The sequence below is a fragment of the Pseudomonas sp. NFPP02 genome (assembly GCF_900119355.1).
Taxonomy (GTDB): Bacteria; Pseudomonadota; Gammaproteobacteria; order Pseudomonadales; family Pseudomonadaceae; genus Aquipseudomonas; species Aquipseudomonas paracarnis.
Map to the genome: position 1 here is coordinate 107,909 of NZ_FPJI01000012.1, position 19,781 is coordinate 127,689.

General features: G+C 57.8%; 15 protein-coding genes. 2 read left to right on the forward strand and 13 right to left on the reverse strand.

Features of this window, described 5'->3' with window-relative positions:
* Nucleotides 1-88 precede the first annotated feature (88 nt).
* Together BT204_RS20680 and BT204_RS20685 are read right to left on the reverse strand one after the other, a co-directional pair.
* On the reverse strand, nucleotides 89-541 hold the full coding sequence (locus BT204_RS20680) for a PaaI family thioesterase (RefSeq protein ID WP_072448137.1): 453 nt from the start codon (nucleotides 539-541) through the stop codon (nucleotides 89-91).
* Nucleotides 538-1,014 carry a PaaI family thioesterase gene (locus BT204_RS20685; RefSeq protein ID WP_014717736.1) on the reverse strand — a complete coding sequence of 159 codons (477 nt, stop codon included), beginning with the start codon at nucleotides 1,012-1,014 and terminating at the stop codon, nucleotides 538-540. The genes BT204_RS20680 and BT204_RS20685 overlap by 4 nt, the downstream gene beginning before the upstream one ends.
* Before the next feature lie 157 nt (nucleotides 1,015-1,171).
* Between BT204_RS20685 and BT204_RS20690 the strand changes: the two genes are divergently transcribed.
* Complete coding sequence (locus tag BT204_RS20690) at nucleotides 1,172-1,429, forward strand: hypothetical protein (RefSeq protein ID WP_034127196.1); 258 nt, start codon at nucleotides 1,172-1,174, stop codon at nucleotides 1,427-1,429.
* An 84-nt stretch (nucleotides 1,430-1,513) separates the two neighbouring features.
* Here BT204_RS20690 and BT204_RS20695 read toward each other — a convergent pair whose 3' ends face one another.
* Nucleotides 1,514-2,254 (reverse strand): DUF599 domain-containing protein, encoded by a 741-nt coding sequence (locus tag BT204_RS20695; protein ID WP_034127195.1) that lies wholly within the window; start codon nucleotides 2,252-2,254, stop codon nucleotides 1,514-1,516.
* Between the two features lie 216 nt (nucleotides 2,255-2,470).
* On the opposite strand from BT204_RS20695, the gene BT204_RS20700 reads away from it, so the two are divergent.
* Nucleotides 2,471-6,232, forward strand: a complete 3,762-nt coding sequence (locus BT204_RS20700) for a dermonecrotic toxin domain-containing protein (protein WP_072448139.1) — start codon at nucleotides 2,471-2,473, stop codon at nucleotides 6,230-6,232.
* A 90-nt stretch (nucleotides 6,233-6,322) separates the two neighbouring features.
* Here BT204_RS20700 and brnQ read toward each other — a convergent pair whose 3' ends face one another.
* From brnQ to sdhC, 10 genes are all read right to left on the reverse strand, one after another.
* On the reverse strand, nucleotides 6,323-7,636 hold the full coding sequence (gene brnQ / locus BT204_RS20705; protein WP_054920086.1) for a branched-chain amino acid transport system II carrier protein: 1,314 nt from the start codon (nucleotides 7,634-7,636) through the stop codon (nucleotides 6,323-6,325).
* Nucleotides 7,637-8,064: 428 nt separating this feature from the next.
* Nucleotides 8,065-8,946 carry a succinate--CoA ligase subunit alpha gene (gene sucD, locus BT204_RS20710; RefSeq protein ID WP_003190013.1) on the reverse strand — a complete coding sequence of 294 codons (882 nt, stop codon included), beginning with the start codon at nucleotides 8,944-8,946 and terminating at the stop codon, nucleotides 8,065-8,067.
* On the reverse strand, nucleotides 8,946-10,112 hold the full coding sequence (sucC, locus tag BT204_RS20715; protein ID WP_003190011.1) for an ADP-forming succinate--CoA ligase subunit beta: 1,167 nt from the start codon (nucleotides 10,110-10,112) through the stop codon (nucleotides 8,946-8,948). The genes sucD and sucC overlap by 1 nt, the downstream gene beginning before the upstream one ends.
* Nucleotides 10,113-10,316: 204 nt before the next feature.
* A complete protein-coding gene (gene lpdA / locus BT204_RS20720) occupies nucleotides 10,317-11,753 on the reverse strand; it encodes a dihydrolipoyl dehydrogenase (RefSeq protein WP_072448141.1) in 1,437 nt (478 codons plus the stop codon).
* A gap of 99 nt (nucleotides 11,754-11,852) precedes the next feature.
* Complete coding sequence (gene odhB / locus BT204_RS20725) at nucleotides 11,853-13,076, reverse strand: 2-oxoglutarate dehydrogenase complex dihydrolipoyllysine-residue succinyltransferase (RefSeq protein ID WP_034127192.1); 1,224 nt, start codon at nucleotides 13,074-13,076, stop codon at nucleotides 11,853-11,855.
* 44 nt (nucleotides 13,077-13,120) lie between these two features.
* A complete protein-coding gene (locus BT204_RS20730) occupies nucleotides 13,121-15,952 on the reverse strand; it encodes a 2-oxoglutarate dehydrogenase E1 component (protein WP_034127191.1) in 2,832 nt (943 codons plus the stop codon).
* 262 nt (nucleotides 15,953-16,214) lie between these two features.
* Entirely contained in the window at nucleotides 16,215-16,919 is a 705-nt protein-coding gene (locus BT204_RS20735) for a succinate dehydrogenase iron-sulfur subunit (protein ID WP_003172807.1), read from the reverse strand.
* An 11-nt stretch (nucleotides 16,920-16,930) separates the two neighbouring features.
* Nucleotides 16,931-18,703 carry a succinate dehydrogenase flavoprotein subunit gene (sdhA, locus tag BT204_RS20740; RefSeq protein ID WP_054920095.1) on the reverse strand — a complete coding sequence of 591 codons (1,773 nt, stop codon included), beginning with the start codon at nucleotides 18,701-18,703 and terminating at the stop codon, nucleotides 16,931-16,933.
* Nucleotides 18,704-18,706: 3 nt separating this feature from the next.
* On the reverse strand, nucleotides 18,707-19,075 hold the full coding sequence (sdhD, locus tag BT204_RS20745) for a succinate dehydrogenase, hydrophobic membrane anchor protein (protein WP_003172805.1): 369 nt from the start codon (nucleotides 19,073-19,075) through the stop codon (nucleotides 18,707-18,709).
* Complete coding sequence (gene sdhC / locus BT204_RS20750; protein WP_014717729.1) at nucleotides 19,069-19,443, reverse strand: succinate dehydrogenase, cytochrome b556 subunit; 375 nt, start codon at nucleotides 19,441-19,443, stop codon at nucleotides 19,069-19,071. Before sdhC ends, sdhD begins: the two co-directional genes overlap by 7 nt.
* Between the last annotated feature and the right edge of the window lie 338 nt (nucleotides 19,444-19,781).

Sequence of the window (19,781 nt, forward strand, 5' to 3'; positions counted from 1 at the left end):
GTCATCAAACTCCAATTGGATGGCAGTGGCCGCGCCCTTGAGGGTTGGCGGCGGGTTGTCATCAAAGTTGGGGACTAAGACCAGGATTTCAAGGGCGGACCAATTCCTCAATTTTGAAATGTGCCCGGGCAGTGGCAATCGGTTCGGCCGGCGTGCTCTGCCAAGCGGTAATCGCCACGTTGGCCACGCGCCGGCCCTGGCGCCATACCTGACACTTGGCATAGGTGTCCCGAAACTGGCCGGCGCGCAGGTAATCCAGGGAGAAGTCGATGATTTTCGGCAGGCCCGGAGCGCCAGTGAACACCAGCAGGTGCATGGCCGCTGCCAGCTCCATGAAGCCGGCGATCACCCCGCCATGCAACGCTGGCAATATGGGGTTACCAATATTGCCCTTGCTGGCCGGCAGGCGAAACAGCAACTCATCCCCCAGGCGGGTGCATTCGATGCCGATCAGCCTGGCATAGGGCACCAGCTCGAGCAGCGCATCGTAGTTGCCACGGTCGAGGGCTTGCTCCAGGCGCGTCTTGAACCGATGCGTCATGCCTGTTCTCCCTTGATGACAGTGCCCAAGCCTTGAGTGCCTTTGAGGCGCTTGCCCATGCGCATGAACGTGCCTACCACATGGGCGATAGGTTGTTGCGGGTCATCCTGATAGGCAACGCCACGGGTGAAGATCACGTCGGTGGTGACCCGGTAGCATTGCGCGAAGCCATACACCGGCTTATGGGGTTCGGCGGGATGCATGTAGTCGATACGCAGGTCCAGGGTGGGGCACACCTCGAACTCGGGCAATACGCACAGGGTCGCCATGCCGCAAGCGGTGTCCATCAAGGAGGTCAGCGCGCCGCCGTGGATCACCCCGGTCAGGGGATCACCGACAATATGCGGCCCATAAGGCAGTACGAGGGTCATGCCCTCCTCGCTGGCTTCATGCACCGCCACACCCAGCACCTGGCAATGGCGCAGGGCCGAAACGAAGCGCACGGCACGCTCCAACAAAGGGTTTACGGTCATTGTTTTTAGACTCTTATTAGTGTGAATTCGGCGGATTGGAATGACTGGGTAAAGTTCCTGTACGAAACATGCTATATATCTGTGGGACATAAGGAACTAATGCTGGCCCCTTGGGTTCGAAAGGCCAGTAGATATCTTCAATAAGGAGAAACACCCCATGCGTAAGACATTAGCTATTTCCATGATGCTGGCCGCTGCTCTCGGTCTGGCTGCCTGCGACAAGAAATCCGAAGACAAAGCCCAAGACGCTGCTGCACATGCTGAGCAAGCTCAGCAAGATATGGCTAAAGCACAGGATAAAGTGAACGACGCTGCGAAAGAAAACGCCGAAGCTGCCAAAGCTCAGGCCGAATCGAACGAAGCTGCTGCAAAAGAAGCTGCACCTGCCGCACCTGCAGAACCTGCCAAGCAGTAATCGCAGGGTTTGAAGCTGTATTGCAGCAAAAAGAAAGCCCGCTGACCAAGCGGGCTTTTCTTTGTCTGCGATTTACTGCCAGCGCTACGATGCGCCCTCTTTTACAGCGTCGACTGCTGGCATATCGGTCGGGGTATACACCATCACCTGCAATACATCGGAATGGAACTCGCGGCGGTACAGCACCAGCACCACCCCGCTGCTCATCAACATGAACAACCAGGGGCTGACAAACCAGGCCAGCATGGTCATGCCGAAGTAATACGCACGCAGGCCAAAGTTGAACTGGTTGGCCGCCATCGAAATCACCCGCGCCGCCCGCAAGGCAAATGCATTGCGCTCCTGCTCCGACACATGTCGTTCACCAATCATCGGCGCCGAGCCCACCAGCACCGCCGCGAAGTTGTACTGACGCATGCACCAGCTGAAAGTAAAAAACGCATAGACGAATACCAGGGCCAGGCACAGCAACTTGACCTCCGACATGCCCTGGGACGCCTGCTGCACCATCGGAATGTCTGCCAGCAACGACACCGCCCGCTCCGAAGCACCGAGCACGGTCAGGATACCCGCAAGGATGATCAAGGTACTGGAGGCAAAGAACGAGGCATTACGCTCCAGGTTGCCGATCACGCTGGCGTCGGCGATACGGTTGTCGCGCAGCAGCATGCGGCGCATCCAGTCTTCACGGTACAGGTGCAACACGCTGGCCAGGCAGGCCGTGTCCCGAGCCTTCCACGTTGCGTAACGGGTGTAGCCGCCCCAGCAGAGGATGAACCAAAGAGCGGCAAGCAGGTGGACTTGATTGGTTTCGACGAACGACATGCGGGTCCTTCTAAATGTGAGCCCGGTGAGTTGTGCAACAAATATCAAAACCCCGACCGTACTACCTGTCTTTTATGAGAATTCCTGTTTCCAGATGTACATGAGTTCGGCCTCGGAACCAATAGGACGCCACCAATCACTTAGTTGGCCACAAGGCACGAAGCCTCGATCATTTCTCAGGCGGAAGGAACTGCATATCTATCCTTAGGATGTTAAATGCGCTCAACGTCTCTCTCTGTCAGCCAAACACCTGCGCCGCAAGCGATCCAACTGTCCGTGGACACAGCCTCTGAATCGACAACGCAACACCCACCTTTATCGCATCACCCTCAGCCCAAGCCGTTGGGACTAGACCCGGATGATCGGATCAAAATCCAAGTAGCCGGCATAAAGCCAGTCGTTGCCAATGATACAGGGCCGAACGCAGTCGCCGCGCAATCCCAATTGATTGAGCAGCATCAGGCGTACAACCAGAAAATTATTGATTTACTCAGTCACCAGATGACATTCCAACGCTTCACCCAGGCTCAGTTGAAAAAAGCCTTTCCCCAGCTCACATCAATCGACCCGAACATTATCCACGTCAACACCTATCGAAAACAGCCGCCGGCAGAGCCCGTGCTGATTTCTACGCAAATCTTATCGGAGGCATTGCTCGAAAAAGTCGCGCAAGTCCACATAAACGCCGTCACTGGCACGCCCAACACTGAAGAGCACAGTGCCGACATACAAACGGGCTTTTACATTGACGGACCTGCGGGTGCTCCCCAAACCAGGTTGGAGCATCAGGGTTCCCTGCTGACGCTTGCACACGATATCGCAACCCGCTTTTCAGGCGCGCTCAGTAGCTACTGGAAAAGATCACCCGTAGGCTCCCCCAAGCAGCCATCACGATCAGCCCAACTGCTCGCCCTGCATCGGCAAATGCTTTCCACCGAGGCAGCCCTGCGGGTTGAAGACGGAACCCTCAGCGAGGCTGGCAAAAAGCTGATCGACACCGCCTTTCAGTACCCCACCCTTGAAGCACGCGAGCGCGAACTTCCCGCAGGGGTTCGGCCTGGGGTGTATCCGATCCGGATAGATGACAACTCCGCCAACGGCGCATTTTTAGCCGGTTGTTTTCTTATCACTCGCAGCGACGGCTCGTCGGCCGAGGCACCTTACACCGCAAGTGACACCCGTAATATCGGGCTGGATGACACCACCGGGCCTGTAGTGCTTTATACCCCCGGGGACGGTTTCGAGGAGTTCGCGAGCCCTGGCAAAGCCCGCGAAGCATTGATGCAGAGAATCGATAATGATGACGAGAAGGCCAACCTGCTACTCAAAAGTCTACCGGTGTCGGTAGAGCACAGTCGAAACCCTCAGTGGGGTGATGATTTAATGCTGGGATTCGCCCCCGTCTGCGGCGACGTAGTGGCACAAACCTTTCCCCAGTTGTTGCAGCGACAGGCTGACGAGGTCAATGAAACCATGCAGGCCGGGTTCGCCCAAGCGCAAGCCGAAGCTGGCTCCTCTCGCACACCGTCGTTGCTCTCTGCCCAAACTGTCGAAACCATCAATGATGCAGCGGATCTTTCACTGCATTTCGATGGCAGTAATGCCCTGCTCGCACGCAATGAGCAACTGCACAACAAACTGCAGCCACAATGGCTTAAAGAACTGACTCCCCAACAAGAAACGAGCTATAGGGAGCTGGAGGAAGCACAGGATACAAGCCTTACGCACTTGCAAGCGCTATTGGCAAACATCCCGGCCCCCAACATTTTCGCCAAACAGTTGCTGGCCCAGGCGTTGAAAGCCAAGCTGCCGGACCGCTACCGGCACGAGGAAATAGACCCTGACCACGTGATGGTTCAGATGACCACACAGCAGTCGAGCAATCGCGGCCTTTTAGGTTCCGCAAACGCACCAAAGCCGAAGATCCACACCCGATCGCTTACCGACCTGACGCTCATGAACACAACGCCATGGCATGAACGCTCGCCGACGAGCACCTGGGCCGCTCGCGTCGTAAGTGCCAATGGAAAATACCTGCTGACCCTGGATAAGCCGTTTCTCGAGGACCTGATCAGCCAAACCGATGTGGGCGGCAAATACCTCAAACTACTGGATGACAAACTCAGCCCCACTGCCACCTCCGACGAAGCCAGGGTGCTGCCCGACGCGTGGAAAAACCATCTGAAGGCAAGGATGGCCAAGGACGCGTTCATCACCAGCCTGGATCCCGACGCCTATCTGAACAGGCAAAAAATCGCCGAACAATGGATCGAAGCGACGCTTGAGCATAGCGACTCCACCACCTGGCCAATCGTGAATGGTGCGTCCATCGTCTCGCATAGAGTGGTCCTGAACGGCAAACCCGTCCAGGGCATGATGGTCATCAAACCGACCAACCACCCCTCGCTGGTGCTGTACAGCCCGGATGCTCCCGACGGACGTCCTTTCAGAGAAATTGTGGACGAGGATCAACTTAACACGCTGCTGAACACGTCCGAGTGGATGTCCTACATGGATCAGCGGGTATCACCTGTTGATCGATACAATATTCACGACACCCTGTTTTTGCCTCAGCTCGGCACGTGGCTCAAGAAATTCGCGGCCGACCATGAAGCGGGCATCCGGCTGAAGCCGTTCAAAGGTAGCATCACTGAAAACCTGTACATGCAGGAGGTGGGGTTACTCAGAGGGAGAGCGTCGGTTGGGATGACAACCAGCGCAGAGATATCGGCCCGATCCACAGCCAACAAATTAATGTTCGCCGCAGACATAGCCCAATTCGTTCTAAGCCTCATCCCGGTCAACGCTGGTATGTCAGCCACCAACAGGCTCTCCAAGGCTGCGCTAAGAACGTTGCGTACACCCGGACAAAGCCTGCCCAAGCTCCTCACCCAACCGGGACGCTGGGGGGCGGTGTACAACGACTTCGCCATGGCTGCGTCGGGTATCCCTTTACTCAAAAGGACCCCGTTGCGCCCAGTGTTCAGAAGCCCTGGGCGCACGCTCCAACAGCGACTGACAATCACGGCAGGTACAAACGGTACGCCAAGCGGTCACGTCGTACCGGTTCCGGGTACGTCGATATCGGCCGGCCGCCCCTCAAGCATCCCGACTCAATTGCCGAACCCGGCCCACCCTGTACAGAACCGCGGGGACCTCGCCGCGCACGCACTGGATAATCAGCTACTGGCAGGAAAACCGCTCAGCGCCACCGGGCCACAACAAGTCGGTGAAAAATGGTTGATCCGTTACACCGATAACTCAGACGTGAGCAGGGTCTATCAAATAAGCCCAGCGTTCAAATTCGAATCAGGATTTGTAAACGTTATAAACCCCGAGACAAAGCGTCGGGTGGCTACGCTTTTGAACAAAGGGAACGGCGAATGGGTGCTAACCGGTTTGCCGGGAGGCGCCAAACTACCTCAAACGCTAGCCCCCCTACCGCAGCCTCATTCTGCCTCCTCGGCGGAAAACCTAGTGCCTGCAAGCAGCTCCACCACCTCCGGCAGTTCGCGAATAGAGCCGCCCATTCGAAAACCACTTGCAGTGCTGGTCAATACCAGGGCTCGTGACCTGAACGCCGAGCTGCATCTGGCCGGAGCGGCATTGAACCCCCGAGCGGCCCGAGCGGAACTGGTTCGCATCACAAAGCCGGATGACCTGAAGGTTGTATTGAAACCCGATACAGTCAGCAAGTTCGTCTTCACTCAAGACAACCAACTGATCATCGGTACTATCGACAAAAGTGCACCGCCAAAATGGTTATCACATCCTGCAATCGCGGAAATCGGTGCTGGCAGTGGCCAATCAGAAAAGGTAGTCAGCGCAGGCTATATAAGGAAAGACGCCTTCGGGAAATTCCACCTTTCCGATGTCTCTGGACACTATCTACCCAAAAAAAGCGATTTAAGGCCCGCCCAGGAATATTTGAGGAACATGGGAGTGGATTCGACAAAGAGCAAGTTCCCGATACCCTGAAACAGGCAGCCTGGCTTGGCACTGCGTACAAAAAAAGCCCCGGATCATTTGATCCGGGGCTTTTTAATTGCAGCGTATAAGTCAGAGGTTTTAAGCGATCGCTTCGCTGCGCTTGCCCAGCATACGGTCAATCACCACGGCCACGACCAGCGTCATCAACGATGGTACCAGCCACGCCAAACCTTGCTCGCTCAGCGGCAAGTTGGCCAACTGTGTAGGCATCCAACCCGCCAGGCCCGCGCCCTTGAGCGCGTCGATGCAGCCAAAGATGAACGACACCAGCATCACCGGGCCGACGATACGGCCCTGTTCCTGCCAGAACCCTTTGCAGAAGCTCAAGGCCACCAACACGATGCACGGCGGGTAGATCGCGGTCAGCACCGGGATCGAGAAGGCAATGAGTTTGGTCAAGCCCAGGTTGGACACAAACAGCGAGAACAGTGCCAGGATCACCACCAGGGTCTTGTAGGACAGCGGCAGGATCTTGCTGAAGTACTCGGCGCAGGCACAGGTCAGGCCCACGGCGGTCACCAGGCATGCCAGGGAAATCAGCACGGCGAGGAAACCACTACCCAAGGAGCCGAACGTGTATTGCACATAGGCATGCAGTACCGCCGCGCCATTGCTGGCACCCGCGGCCACGGCATGGCTGCCCGAACCCAGACGGAACAGGCTGACGTACACCAGTGCCAGGCCCACGCCGGCAATTAGCCCGGCAATGATCGCGTAACGGGTGATCAGCTTGGGCGACTCGACGCCACGGGAGCGGATAGCGTTGACGATCACAATGCCGAACACCAGGGCGCCCAGGGTATCCATGGTCAGGTAACCATTGATAAAGCCTTGGGAGAACGGCGCGGCAACGTATTCCGGCGTGGCAACCCCCACCTCACCGGCGGGCAAGGCAAACGCAGCGATACCGAGGATAGCCAGGGCGATGATCTTCAGCGGCGCCAGGAAACGGCCCACGGTGTCCAGCAGTCGCCCTGGATACAGGGAGACAAAGAACACCACCAGGAAATACACCGAGCTGTAGAGGAACAACGCCAACGGGCTTTCACCGGTCAAGGGCGCCAGGCCCACTTCAAACGATACTGTTGCGGTGCGTGGGGTCGCAAACAGCGGGCCCACTGCCAGGTAGGCCGCTGCCGCCAGCAGGCCACCGGCAATCTTGCCAATTGGGCTGCTCAGCGCGTCCATGCCACCACCGACCTTGGCCAGGGCGATCACGGTGACCACCGGCAAACCGACTGCGGTGATCAGGAAGCCCAGCGCCGCCATCCACACATGCGGCCCGGACTGCAAACCCACGATAGGCGGGAAGATGATGTTGCCGGCGCCCACGAACAGGGCAAAGGTCATAAAGCCCAGCGCCAGGATATCCTGGCTTTTCAACACTTTCATTTGAGGAAATACCACACTACTGAATCGGAATTTAGAGAGGGCTTCCCTATGGATGAGGGAAATGCTGCCGGCCCTTGTGGGGACCGACCGGTCTAGCGCGCAGCTTCCTTTTGGGACGCGGACGCATAAAGAGGCGGCTAGAGTACAGAATCAGGCTGACAAACGCACTGTTGCGGGGCGAACTGTCCGATAAGCGACATTTGAATGTCGCGTTTTCATACTTAATTGGGCAACACAGAACCCTGTGGGAGCTGGCTTGCCTGCGATGGCATCGACTCGGTTTGGCTGATGCACCCAGTTGCCTGTATCGCAGGCAAGCCAGCTCAGACATTGAACCGAGCACATTCGTCAATCTGGCTATATCCAGAATGCACAAAGGCCACCCGAAGGTGGCCTTTGTGTGGTGAAGCGTCAGCTAAGCGCGAGGCTTACTTGACAGCCCAACCGGTCAGCTCGGCCAGGGCCTTGCCGATGTCTGCCAGCGAACGCACGGTTTTAACGCCTGCGTCTTGCAGTGCAGCGAATTTCTCGTCTGCAGTGCCTTTGCCGCCAGAGATGATTGCGCCAGCATGGCCCATGCGCTTGCCCGCAGGGGCAGTCACACCAGCGATGTAGGAAACAACCGGCTTGGTCACGTGTGCCTTGATGTAGGCAGCCGCTTCTTCTTCAGCCGAACCGCCGATCTCACCGATCATCACGATCGCTTCGGTCTTCGGGTCTTCCTGGAACAGCTTCAGGATGTCGATGAAGTTGGAGCCTGGGATCGGGTCACCGCCGATGCCGACGCAAGTCGACTGACCGAAACCGGCGTCAGTGGTCTGCTTTACAGCTTCGTAGGTCAAGGTGCCGGAACGGGAAACGATACCGACTTTACCTGGCAAGTGAATGTGACCTGGCATGATGCCGATCTTGCATTCGCCTGGGGTGATCACGCCTGGGCAGTTAGGGCCGATCAGGACTACACCCAGCTCGTCGCACTTAACTTTAGCGTCCAGCATGTCCAGGGTAGGAATGCCTTCGGTGATGCAGACGATCAGCTTGATGCCGCCGAAGGCCGCTTCCAGGATCGAGTCCTTGCAGAAAGGAGCTGGAACGTAGATCACGCTGGCAGTGGCGCCAGTGGCTTCTACCGCTTCTTTCACGGTGTTGAACACGGGCAGGCCCAGGTGCTCGGTGCCGCCTTTGCCTGGTGTTACGCCGCCAACCATCTGGGTGCCGTATTCGATGGCTTGCTGGGTGTGGAAACTACCTTGCGAACCGGTAATACCCTGGCAGATAACTTTGGTGTCTTTATTGATCAGGACGCTCATTACTTGCCCTCCGCAGCTTTGACAACTTGTTGAGCAGCGTCGGTCAGGCTGGTAGCCGCGATGATGTTCAAACCGCTTTCTGCCAGTACTTTAGCGCCCAGTTCAGCGTTGTTACCTTCAAGGCGAACAACAACCGGGATTTTAACGCCGACTTCTTTCACTGCACCGATGATGCCTTCGGCAATCATGTCGCAACGAACGATGCCGCCGAAGATGTTGACCAGTACTGCGGCGACGTTGGAGTCGGACAGGATGATCTTGAACGCTTCGGTAACGCGTTCCTTGGTAGCGCCACCACCTACGTCGAGGAAGTTGGCTGGCTTGCCGCCATGCAGGTTGACGATGTCCATGGTACCCATGGCCAGGCCGGCACCGTTGACCATGCAGCCGATGTTACCTTCCAGGGCTACGTAGTTCAGTTCGAACTTGGCAGCGTGCGCTTCGCGCGGATCGTCTTGCGACGGATCGTGGAAAGTCTTCAGCTTAGGCTGACGGTACATGGCGTTGGCGTCGATGTTGATCTTGGCATCGAGGCAGTGCAGATCGCCGTCAGCCTTGATCACCAGCGGGTTCACTTCCAGCAGGGCCAGATCGTGATCCTGGAACAGTTTGGCCAGACCTACGAAGATCTTGGCGAACTGGGCAACTTGCTTGCCTTCCAGGCCCAGCTGGAAAGCCAGCTCGCGACCCTGGAATGGCTGAGCGCCAACCAGTGGATCGATAGTGGCCTTCAGAATTTTTTCTGGGGTTTCGTGAGCGATTTTCTCGATGTCCACGCCACCTTCGGTGGAAGCCATGAACACGATGCGACGGCTCGAACGGTCAACGACAGCGCCCAGGTACAGCTCTTTAGCGATATCAGTGCACGATTCAACCAGGATCTTGGTGACTGGTTGGCCATTGGCATCAGTCTGGTAAGTCACCAGACGCTTGCCCAGCCACTGCTGTGCGAAGGCCTTGGCGTCTTCTTTGCTGCGAACCAGCTTGACGCCGCCCGCTTTACCGCGACCACCGGCGTGGACCTGGGCTTTGACAACCCACTCGCTGCCGCCGATTTTGTCGCAAGCTTCTGCTGCTGCTTCCGGGGTGTCTACTGCGTAGCCCTTGGAAACTGGCAGGCCGTATTCAGCGAACAGCTGCTTACCCTGATACTCGTGAAGATTCATGCTTTTTACCGTCTTCGTTAGGTACTGCGCATTCGGCGCTGCGCTCATTATGAGTGCCGCGCCACCTGTGACTGCTGCTTGCGCAACTTGCGGGGCTTATGGCCCGTAAAGCTGCGCAAGGCTGCGTCCAGCGGATATTCCGCGGTGAGTCTTGCGCGCAAGGCTCACGACGGGCAACTCCGCCGTGGTTTCTTATTATCTCGCTTAGCGCTTCTTGCGGTTGGCGATGTGGATGGCGCCGCCATTCACTGCCAACGCTGCTTCGTGCAACGCTTCGGACAGGGTCGGATGGGAGAAGACCATCATGCCCAAGTCCTCGGCACTGGTGCCGAATTCCATGCCGATCGCGCCTTGCTGAACCAGTTCTGCAGCGCTTGGGCCAATCACGTGGACGCCCAAAACGCGGTCAGTCTTGGCATCAGCGATGACTTTGACAAAACCACTGGTGTCGTTGGCTGCCATGGCACGGCCAGAAGCGGCAAACGGGAAGGTGCCGACGTTAACTTCAACGCCTTCAGCTTTCAACTGCTGTTCGTTCTTGCCGACCCATGCAATTTCCGGGTGGGTGTAGATAACCGATGGGATCAGGTCGTAGTTCATCTGGGTCTTGTGACCCTTGATGCGCTCAACAACCATGATGCCCTCTTCGGAAGCCTTGTGGGCCAGCATCATGCCACGAACCACGTCGCCAATGGCATAGACGCCAGGCACGGTGGTAGCGCAATGATCGTCAACGTGGATGAAACCACGCTCGTCGATGTTCACGCCGCTGTCGGAAGCCAACAGGTCATTGGTCACTGGGCGGCGACCAACGGCAACGATCAGCTTGTCGAAGGTGATGGTCTGCTCGCCGTCTTTATCGGTGTAGGTCACCACGACTTCTTCGCCGTTGACCTTGGAACCGGTAACACGGGCGCCAAGCTTGATGTCCAGACCTTGTTTGGTCAGGGTTTTCAGCGCTTCCTTGGAGACTGCAGTGTCAGCCGCCAGCAGGAACGTGTCCAGGGCTTCCAGCACGGTGACTTCAGCGCCAAGGCGCGACCATACCGAGCCCAGCTCCAGACCGATGACGCCAGCGCCGATCACGCCCAGGCGCTTAGGCACAGCCTGGAATTCCAGGGCGCCGGTCGAATCAACGATCACGTTGTTATCAACAGGAGCAGGCGGAATGTCGATTGGACGCGAACCTGGCGCCAGGATCACGTTTTCGGCTTCGATGACTTCAACCGAACCGTCTGGCTTGGTGACTTCAACTTTCTTGCCGGCCAGCAGCTTGCCGTGGCCTTGAATCGAAGTAACGCCGTTGGCCTTGAACAAGGTCGCAACGCCGGAAGTCAGGCCTTTGACGATGTTGGCTTTACGGCCGACCATTGCTGGTACGTCCATGGTCACGCCAGCATGGTTGATGCCGTGGATCGCGAAGCCGTCTTGGGCTTCGTGGAATTTCCAGGAGCTGTCCAGCAGCGCCTTGGACGGAATGCAACCCACGTTCAGGCAAGTACCGCCCAGCGCCAGTTTGCCTTCCTTGTCGGTGTATTTTTCGATGCAAGCAGTGGAGAGGCCCAGTTGCGCAGCCTTGATGGCGGCAACATAGCCGCCAGGGCCTGCACCAATCACTACAACGTCAAATTTCTGTGTCATGAAAATAGATCCTCTATTTGCGACAAGCTTCTAGCCACACGTTGCAAGCCAAGCTGCTTTTTCCTACAGCTTGTAGCTCGCAACGTGCGACTGCTTCTATCAGATGTCCAGGAGCAGGCGAGCAGGGTCTTCCAGCAGGTTCTTGATGGTCACCAGGAACGTCACGGCTTCTTTACCGTCGATCAGGCGGTGATCGTAAGACAATGCCAGGTACATCATTGGGCGGATCACGACCTGGCCGTTGATGGCCATCGGACGCTGGATGATGTTGTGCATGCCCAGGATCGCGGCTTGCGGTGGGTTGACGATCGGCGTCGACATCATCGAACCGAAGGTACCACCGTTGGTGATGGTGAAGGTACCGCCGGTCATCTCGTCGATGGTCAGCTTGCCGTCACGGGCTTTCTTGCCGAAGCCAGCGATGCCGCCTTCGATTTCGGCCAGGCTCATCAGCTCGGCGTTACGCAGGACTGGAACCACCAGGCCACGGTCGCTGGAGACGGCAACGCCGATATCTGCGTAGCCGTGGTAAACGATGTCGCCGCCGTCGATGGAAGCGTTGACTGCCGGGAAGCGCTTCAGCGCTTCGGTGGCCGCTTTCACGAAGAACGACATGAAGCCCAGGCGCACGCCGTTGTGGGACTTCTCGAACAGGTCCTTGTACTTCGAACGCAGGGCCATGACTTCGGTCATGTCGACTTCGTTGAAGGTGGTCAGCATCGCCATGTTCGACTGAGCTTCAACCAGGCGCTTGGCCACGGTGGCACGTACGCGAGTCATCGGTACGCGCTTCTCGGTGCGGTCGCCAGCGGCAAACACAGGCGCAGCGGCAGCAGGCGCTGCAGCCTTGGCAGGTGCGGCAGCCGGAGCGTTCTTCTTGGCTTCAACTGCGGCAACCACGTCTTCCTTGGTCACACGGCCATCTTTGCCGGTGCCCTTGATGGAAGCCAGGTTGATGCCGTTTTCTTCAGCCAGTTGACGCGCAGCCGGGGCAGCGATTGGATCTTCGCCACCGGCTGCCGGTGCAGCGGCAGGCGCCGAAGCAGCCGGTGCAGCAGCGGCAGGAGCAGGCGCTGCAGCAGCGCTGCCCTCTTCGATCGAGCCCAGTACCTGGTTCGACAGAACGGTAGCGCCCTCTTCAGCAACGATCGCGCCCAGCACGCCGTCAGCTTCGGCCAATACTTCCAGAACGACTTTGTCAGTCTCGATGTCGACGATCAGGTCGTCACGCTTGACGGCCTCACCTGGTTTCTTGTGCCAGGTGGCAACGGTGCCATCGGCAACCGATTCCGGGAATGACGGGGCTTTGATTTCGATAGCCATTATCTGTAGGTCCTTAAAATTCGGTTTCAGTCAGCGCGAAGGCGTTAAACAGTGAAAGCATCTTGCAGCAGTTTTTCCTGCTGCTCGGCGTGCATCGACGCATAACCACAGGCAGGTGCAGCAGAAGCATCACGACCGGCGTACTCAAGGACCAAGGCCTTGTTGTGGTTGCCGATGCTGCGACGCAGATGATGCTGGCTGCTGTACCAGGCGCCCTGGTTCATCGGTTCTTCCTGACACCACACTACGTTCGTGAGGTTGGTGTAAGGCGCGATGATCTCCATGAGGTCATCTTCCGGGAACGGATAAAGCTGCTCGATACGCACGATGGCGATGTCTTCGCGGCCTTCGGCACGGCGTTTTTCCAGCAGATCGTAGTAGACCTTGCCGCTGCACAGGATCAGGCGAGTGACCTTGGCGGCGTCCAGCGTATCGATCTCTGGAATCACGGTCTGGAACGAACCTTGGGCCAGATCTTCCAGGGTCGAAACGGCCAGTTTGTGACGCAACAGCGACTTCGGCGTCAGCACCACCAGCGGCTTGCGCAGCGGACGGATCACCTGGCGGCGCAGCAAGTGGTAGATCTGGGCCGGGGTCGTCGGCACGCACACCTGAATGTTGTGCTCGGCGCACAGTTGCAGGTAACGCTCCAGACGGGCCGAGGAGTGCTCCGGGCCCTGACCTTCATAACCGTGTGGCAGCAGCATGGTCAGACCGCACAGACGGCCCCACTTGTGCTCGCCGCTGGTGATGAACTGGTCGATAACCACCTGGGCACCGTTGGCGAAGTCGCCGAACTGGGCTTCCCAGATCACCAGCGCGTTCGGCGTGGTGGTCGAGTAACCGTATTCGAACGCCAGTACGGCTTCTTCGGACAGGAACGAATCGTACAGGTCGAAACGTGGCTGGCCTTCGTAAAGGTTCTGCAACGGGATGTAGGTGCCCGCGTCTTTCTGGTTGTGCAATACAGCATGACGGTGCGAGAACGTACCGCGGCCGATGTCCTGGCCGGTCATGCGGATCGGGTGACCTTCGAACGCCAGGGTCGCGTACGCCATGGTTTCGGCGTAACCCCAGTTGATCGGCAGGCCGCCGGCTTGCATCTTCTGACGGTCTTCGTAGATCTTCGCAACCTGGCGCTGTACGACGAAGCCTTCGGGAATTTCCAACAGCTTGGCGGACAGTTCCTGCAACGTCTTCAAATCGAACGAGGTATCGTGACGGGCAGTCCAGGTGTGACCCAGGTATGGGCGCCAGTCAACGAACAGCTCTTTGTTCGGCTCCTTGACCAGGCTTTTCACTACATGCAGGCCGTTGTCCAGCGCGTTGCGGTATTCGTCGACTTTCGCCTGAACACGCGCATCGTCAACCACGCCGGCCTTGGTCAGGCTTTCGGCGTACAGCTCACGGGTGGTGCGCTGCTTGGTGATCTGCTGGTACATCAACGGCTGGGTGCCGCTTGGCTCGTCCGCTTCGTTGTGACCGCGACGGCGGTAGCAAACCAGGTCGATGACCACGTCACGCTTGAACTGCATGCGGTAGTCGACAGCCAGTTGGGTCACGAACAGCACGGCTTCCGGATCATCGCCATTCACATGGAGGATCGGCGCCTGGATCATCTTGGCAACGTCGGTGGCGTACTCGGTGGAGCGCGCATCCAACGGGTTGCTGATGGTGAAGCCCACCTGGTTGTTGATGACGATGTGAACGGTACCGCCGGTCTTGAAGCCGCGAGTCTGCGACATCTGGAACGTTTCCAGGACCACGCCTTGACCGGCAAATGCCGCGTCACCGTGGATGGAAATCGGCAGCACTTTCTCACCGGTGGCGTCGTTACGACGATCCTGGCGAGCACGCACCGAACCCTCGACCACTGGCGAAACGATTTCCAGGTGGGAGGGGTTGAATGCCATGGCCAGGTGAACTTCACCGCCGGTGGTCATCACGTTGGACGAGAAGCCCTGGTGGTATTTAACGTCACCGGAACCCAACTCGACCTTCTTCTTGCCTTCGAACTCGTCGAACAGCTCACGCGGGTTCTTGCCGAAGGTGTTGACCAACACGTTCAGGCGACCACGGTGAGCCATGCCGATCACGATTTCCTTGGTGCCATAGGAACCGGAACGCTGGATCAGCTCGTCGAGCATCGGAATCAGGCTTTCGCCGCCTTCCAGGCCGAAACGCTTGGTGCCTGGGTATTTGGTGCCCAGGTATTTTTCGAGGCCTTCGGCCGCGGTCACACGCTCCAGCAGGTGGCCGCGCACATCGGCGGACAATACCGGACGGCCACGCACGCCTTCCAGGCGGTGCTGGAACCACTGGCGCTGCTCGGAATCAGTGATGTGCGTGAATTCAGCGCCGATGGTGCGGCAATATGTCTGCTGCAACGCTTCGTGAATTTCGCGTAGGCTCGCTTCCTCTTTGCCGATGAACAGGTCGCCGGCACGGAAGGTCGTATCAAGATCGGCATTGGTCAAGCCGTAATGATTGATCGACAGGTCTGCAGGTGCAGGACGCTGCCACAGCCCCAGCGGGTCAAGCTGGGCTGCCTGGTGGCCACGCATACGGTAGGCCTGGATCAGTCGCAGTACTTCAACTTGCTTCTTCTCGTGCTCACTGCTCACGCTGCCGGCGGAAACCGGTTGGGCGCGGCGCTGGTTCTTTGCCAGCAGCACGAACTGATCGCGAATTGTTGCGTGCGATACATCGGTGGCAGCGTTGCCGTCTGAAGACAACGTCTGAAATTTGGTGCGCCATTCTTCTGGCACAGCGTTAGGGTCGTGCAGGTAGAGCTCATAAAGCTCTTCCACATAGGCAGCGTTACCACCTGAAAGATAGCCGCTGTTCCACATGCGCTGCATCACGCTTTCTTGCATGCTTGGTCACCCTCGATTTGGGGACACCACCGGCGAAAACACCGAGTCTGCTTGCAAAAGGCCAAGTGCAGCGACCAAAACAAGCCACTTAGGATCACGCTGATAGTTCGGGTACCAACCCGAATGCCCCTGCTTGTCTCATTTCTTCAAAATAAGAGCCGCGGCTTTGTAAGTCGCTGCTCAAGTTAAAACTACGGCGCCGGTTGAAGCCTGCGCCGTAGCATTTACGGGCACAACGGTCCTGCTTTTACTACAACGTCAGTTACACGCCGCTCTGCAGCAGCATGTTACGGATGTGACCAATGGCCTTAGTCGGGTTCAGGCCTTTAGGACATACGTTGACGCAGTTCATGATCCCGCGGCAGCGGAATACGCTGAACGGGTCATCCAGCGAAGCCAGACGCTCGGACGTCTTGGTGTCGCGGCTGTCTGCCAGGAAGCGGTAGGCTTGCAGCAGCGCAGCTGGACCCAGGAACTTGTCCGGGTTCCACCAGAAGGACGGGCAGGATGTCGAGCAGCAAGCGCACAGGATGCACTCGTACAGGCCATCGAGCTTTTCACGTTCTTCCGGGGACTGCAGACGCTCGATGGCCGGAGCCGGCGTGTCGTTCTGCAGGAACGGCTTAACTTTCTCGTATTGCTTGTAGAAGATGCTCATATCGACGACCAGGTCACGGATAACCGGCAAACCTGGCAGCGGACGAACGATCAGCTTGTTGCCTTTGACCACGGCGGACAGCGGCGTGATGCACGCCAGGCCGTTTTTGCCGTTGATGTTCATGCCGTCGGAACCGCACACACCTTCACGGCAAGAGCGACGATAGGAGAAACCCTCGTCCTGCTCTTTGATCAGTGCCAGTACATCCAGCACCATCAGGTCTTTACCACCGGTATCGACCTGGAACTCCTGCATGAACGGCGCAGCGTCCTGATCAGGGTTGTAGCGATAAACACTGACTTTCAACATGGCAGCCACCCTTAGTAAGTCCGAATCTTCGGTTCAAACGTCGGTACCGTCTTCGGCGAGAAGTTCACGGCACGCTTGGTTACGCGCTTGTCACCCGGGAAGTACAGGGTGTGGCACAACCAGTTTTCGTCGTCGCGATCTTCGAAGTCTTCACGAGCGTGAGCACCACGGGATTCTTTACGAACCTCGGCGGCGATCGCCGTCGCTTCAGCCACTTCCAGCAGGTTTTGCAGTTCAAGGGCTTCGATACGAGCGGTGTTGAACGCCTGGCTCTTATCGTTGATCTTGACGTTGGCGATGCGCGTGCGCAGGTCAGCCAACTGGGCGATGCCCTTCTGCATGTATTCGCCGGTACGGAACACACCGAAGTAGTTCTGCATGCAGCTTTGCAGCTCGCGACGCAGGGTTGCTACGTCTTCGCCATCAGTGCGCTCGTTCAGAGCGTTCAGACGCGCCAGGGCAGCTTCGATGTTGGCGTCGGTGGCGTCATCGTATTCGATGCCGTCAGTCAGCGCTTTTTCCAAGTGCAGGCCGGCCGCGCGACCGAATACCACCAGGTCAAGCAGCGAGTTGCCGCCCAGGCGGTTGGCACCGTGAACCGATACGCAAGCCACTTCGCCTACCGCGAACAGACCATGGATGATCTCGTCCTCGCCTTCGGCGTTCTGGGTGATTGCCTGGCCGTGAATGTTGGTCGGCACGCCGCCCATCATATAGTGGCAAGTTGGAACCACCGGAACCGGAGCAACTACCGGGTCAACGTGGGCAAAGGTCTTGGACAGCTCGCAGATACCAGGCAGGCGGCTGTGCAGCACTTCTTCGCCCAGGTGATCGAGCTTGAGCAGTACGTGGTCGCCATTCGGGCCACAGCCGTTACCGGCGATGATCTCTTTAACCATCGAACGAGCCACAACGTCGCGGCCAGCCAAGTCTTTGGCGTTCGGAGCATAACGCTCCATGAAACGCTCGCCGTGCTTGTTGATCAGGTAACCACCTTCACCACGGCAACCTTCGGTCACCAGTACACCGGCGCCGGCGATGCCGGTCGGGTGGAACTGCCACATTTCGATGTCTTGTACCGGTACGCCAGCACGCAGGGCCATGCCGACGCCGTCACCGGTGTTGATCAGGGCATTAGTGGTCGACGCGTAGATACGACCTGCACCACCGGTCGCCAGCACAGTAGCCTTGGCGCGGATGTAGGTGGTTTCACCAGTTTCGATGCAGATGGCGATCACACCGACGAACTCGCCTTGTGCGTTCTTGACCAGGTCTACCGCGTAGTACTCGTTCAGGAACGTGGTACCGGCTTTCAGGTTGCCTTGGTAAAGGGTATGCAGCAGCGCGTGACCGGTACGGTCGGACGCAGCGCAGGTACGGGCAGCCTGCCCGCCTTTACCGTAGTCCTTCGACTGGCCGCCGAATGGACGCTGGTAGATACGGCCTTGCTCGGTACGGGAGAACGGCAGACCCATGTGGTCCAGCTCGAACACCGCGGCCGGGCCTTCCTGACACATGTATTCGATAGCGTCCTGGTCACCGATGTAGTCGGAACCCTTGACGGTATCGTACATGTGCCAGCGCCAGTCATCGTTCGGGTCGGCGGAGGCGATGGCGCAGGTGATGCCACCCTGGGCCGATACGGTGTGCGAGCGCGTCGGGAACACCTTGGTGATCACGGCAGTCTTGTGACCGCCCTGGGCCAGCTGCAGCGCAGCGCGCATGCCCGCACCGCCGCCACCAATAATGATGGCGTCGAATGAAATAGTTGGAATGTTAGCCATGAATCAGATACCCCAAAGAATCTGCACACCCCAGACGAAGTAAGCGAACATCGCAACGCCGCATACTGCCTGGAAGAGGAAACGTACTGCAGTCGCGGACTTGCCCAGCGCCATCGGCGTCAGGTAGTCAGTCGCGATGGTCCACATGCCAACCCAGGCGTGAGCGCCCAGGGCTACAAGGGCCAGCAGACTGAAGATTCGCATCGCATTGTGGGAAAACAGGCCGTGCCATTGCTCATAGCCGATGCCCGGGTTTGCGACGAGGTATCCGATCAGGAAAATGAAATAAGCCGCGAGAACGACCGCAGACACACGCTGTGCCATCCAGTCATAGAGGCCCGAACGCGACAGATTCGTTACGCTGGTTACCATATCCAAACTCCTGCCAGAACGATCAGCACCACGGAAATGGCGACGATGATTTTCGAGCCCAGGCGGCCGCCTTCCAGCGTCTCACCGATGCCCATGTCCATGATCAAGTGGCGCACACCGGCTACCAGGTGATACAGAAGAGAGGACAGGAGGCCCCATGCTACGAACTTGGCCAGCGGGCTGGTCAAGCATGCCTTCACCTCGGCGTATCCTTCCTCGGAACCCAGGGATTTGCTCAATGCATAAAGCATGATGCCCAAGCCCAGGAACAGGATGATGCCGGAAACACGGTGCAGGAACGACGTAACGCCGGTGATGGGGAGTTTGATGGTCCTTAGGTCTAGGTTTACAGGTCGTTGGCTATTCACGGCTTTTTTTCACACTGAAGAGCCCCTAACAATCAGGGCAAAGTTGTTGGGGAGTGCGACTGGTCAGGTAAGCACCACCCAGGGAGTGCGACCCCCAATGAAAGCAAGCCCAAAAGCCCTTGGCGGTCGGTGGCCGAGTATAGACAGTTAGGTTACTAATGACAACGCGCACACCTCACCCTAATAGCTGATTGCGCTGGCGGGATAAAAGGCGTAAATGGCAGTCAATTTCGACGAAAAAGTACGGTTAAAGCCTTCTGGCGCAAGACTTTAGGCAAATTGACATCTGGATTTATATCAATATAGTGGTGCGGGCCCTGCGTGGGGGGTCTGTCTGA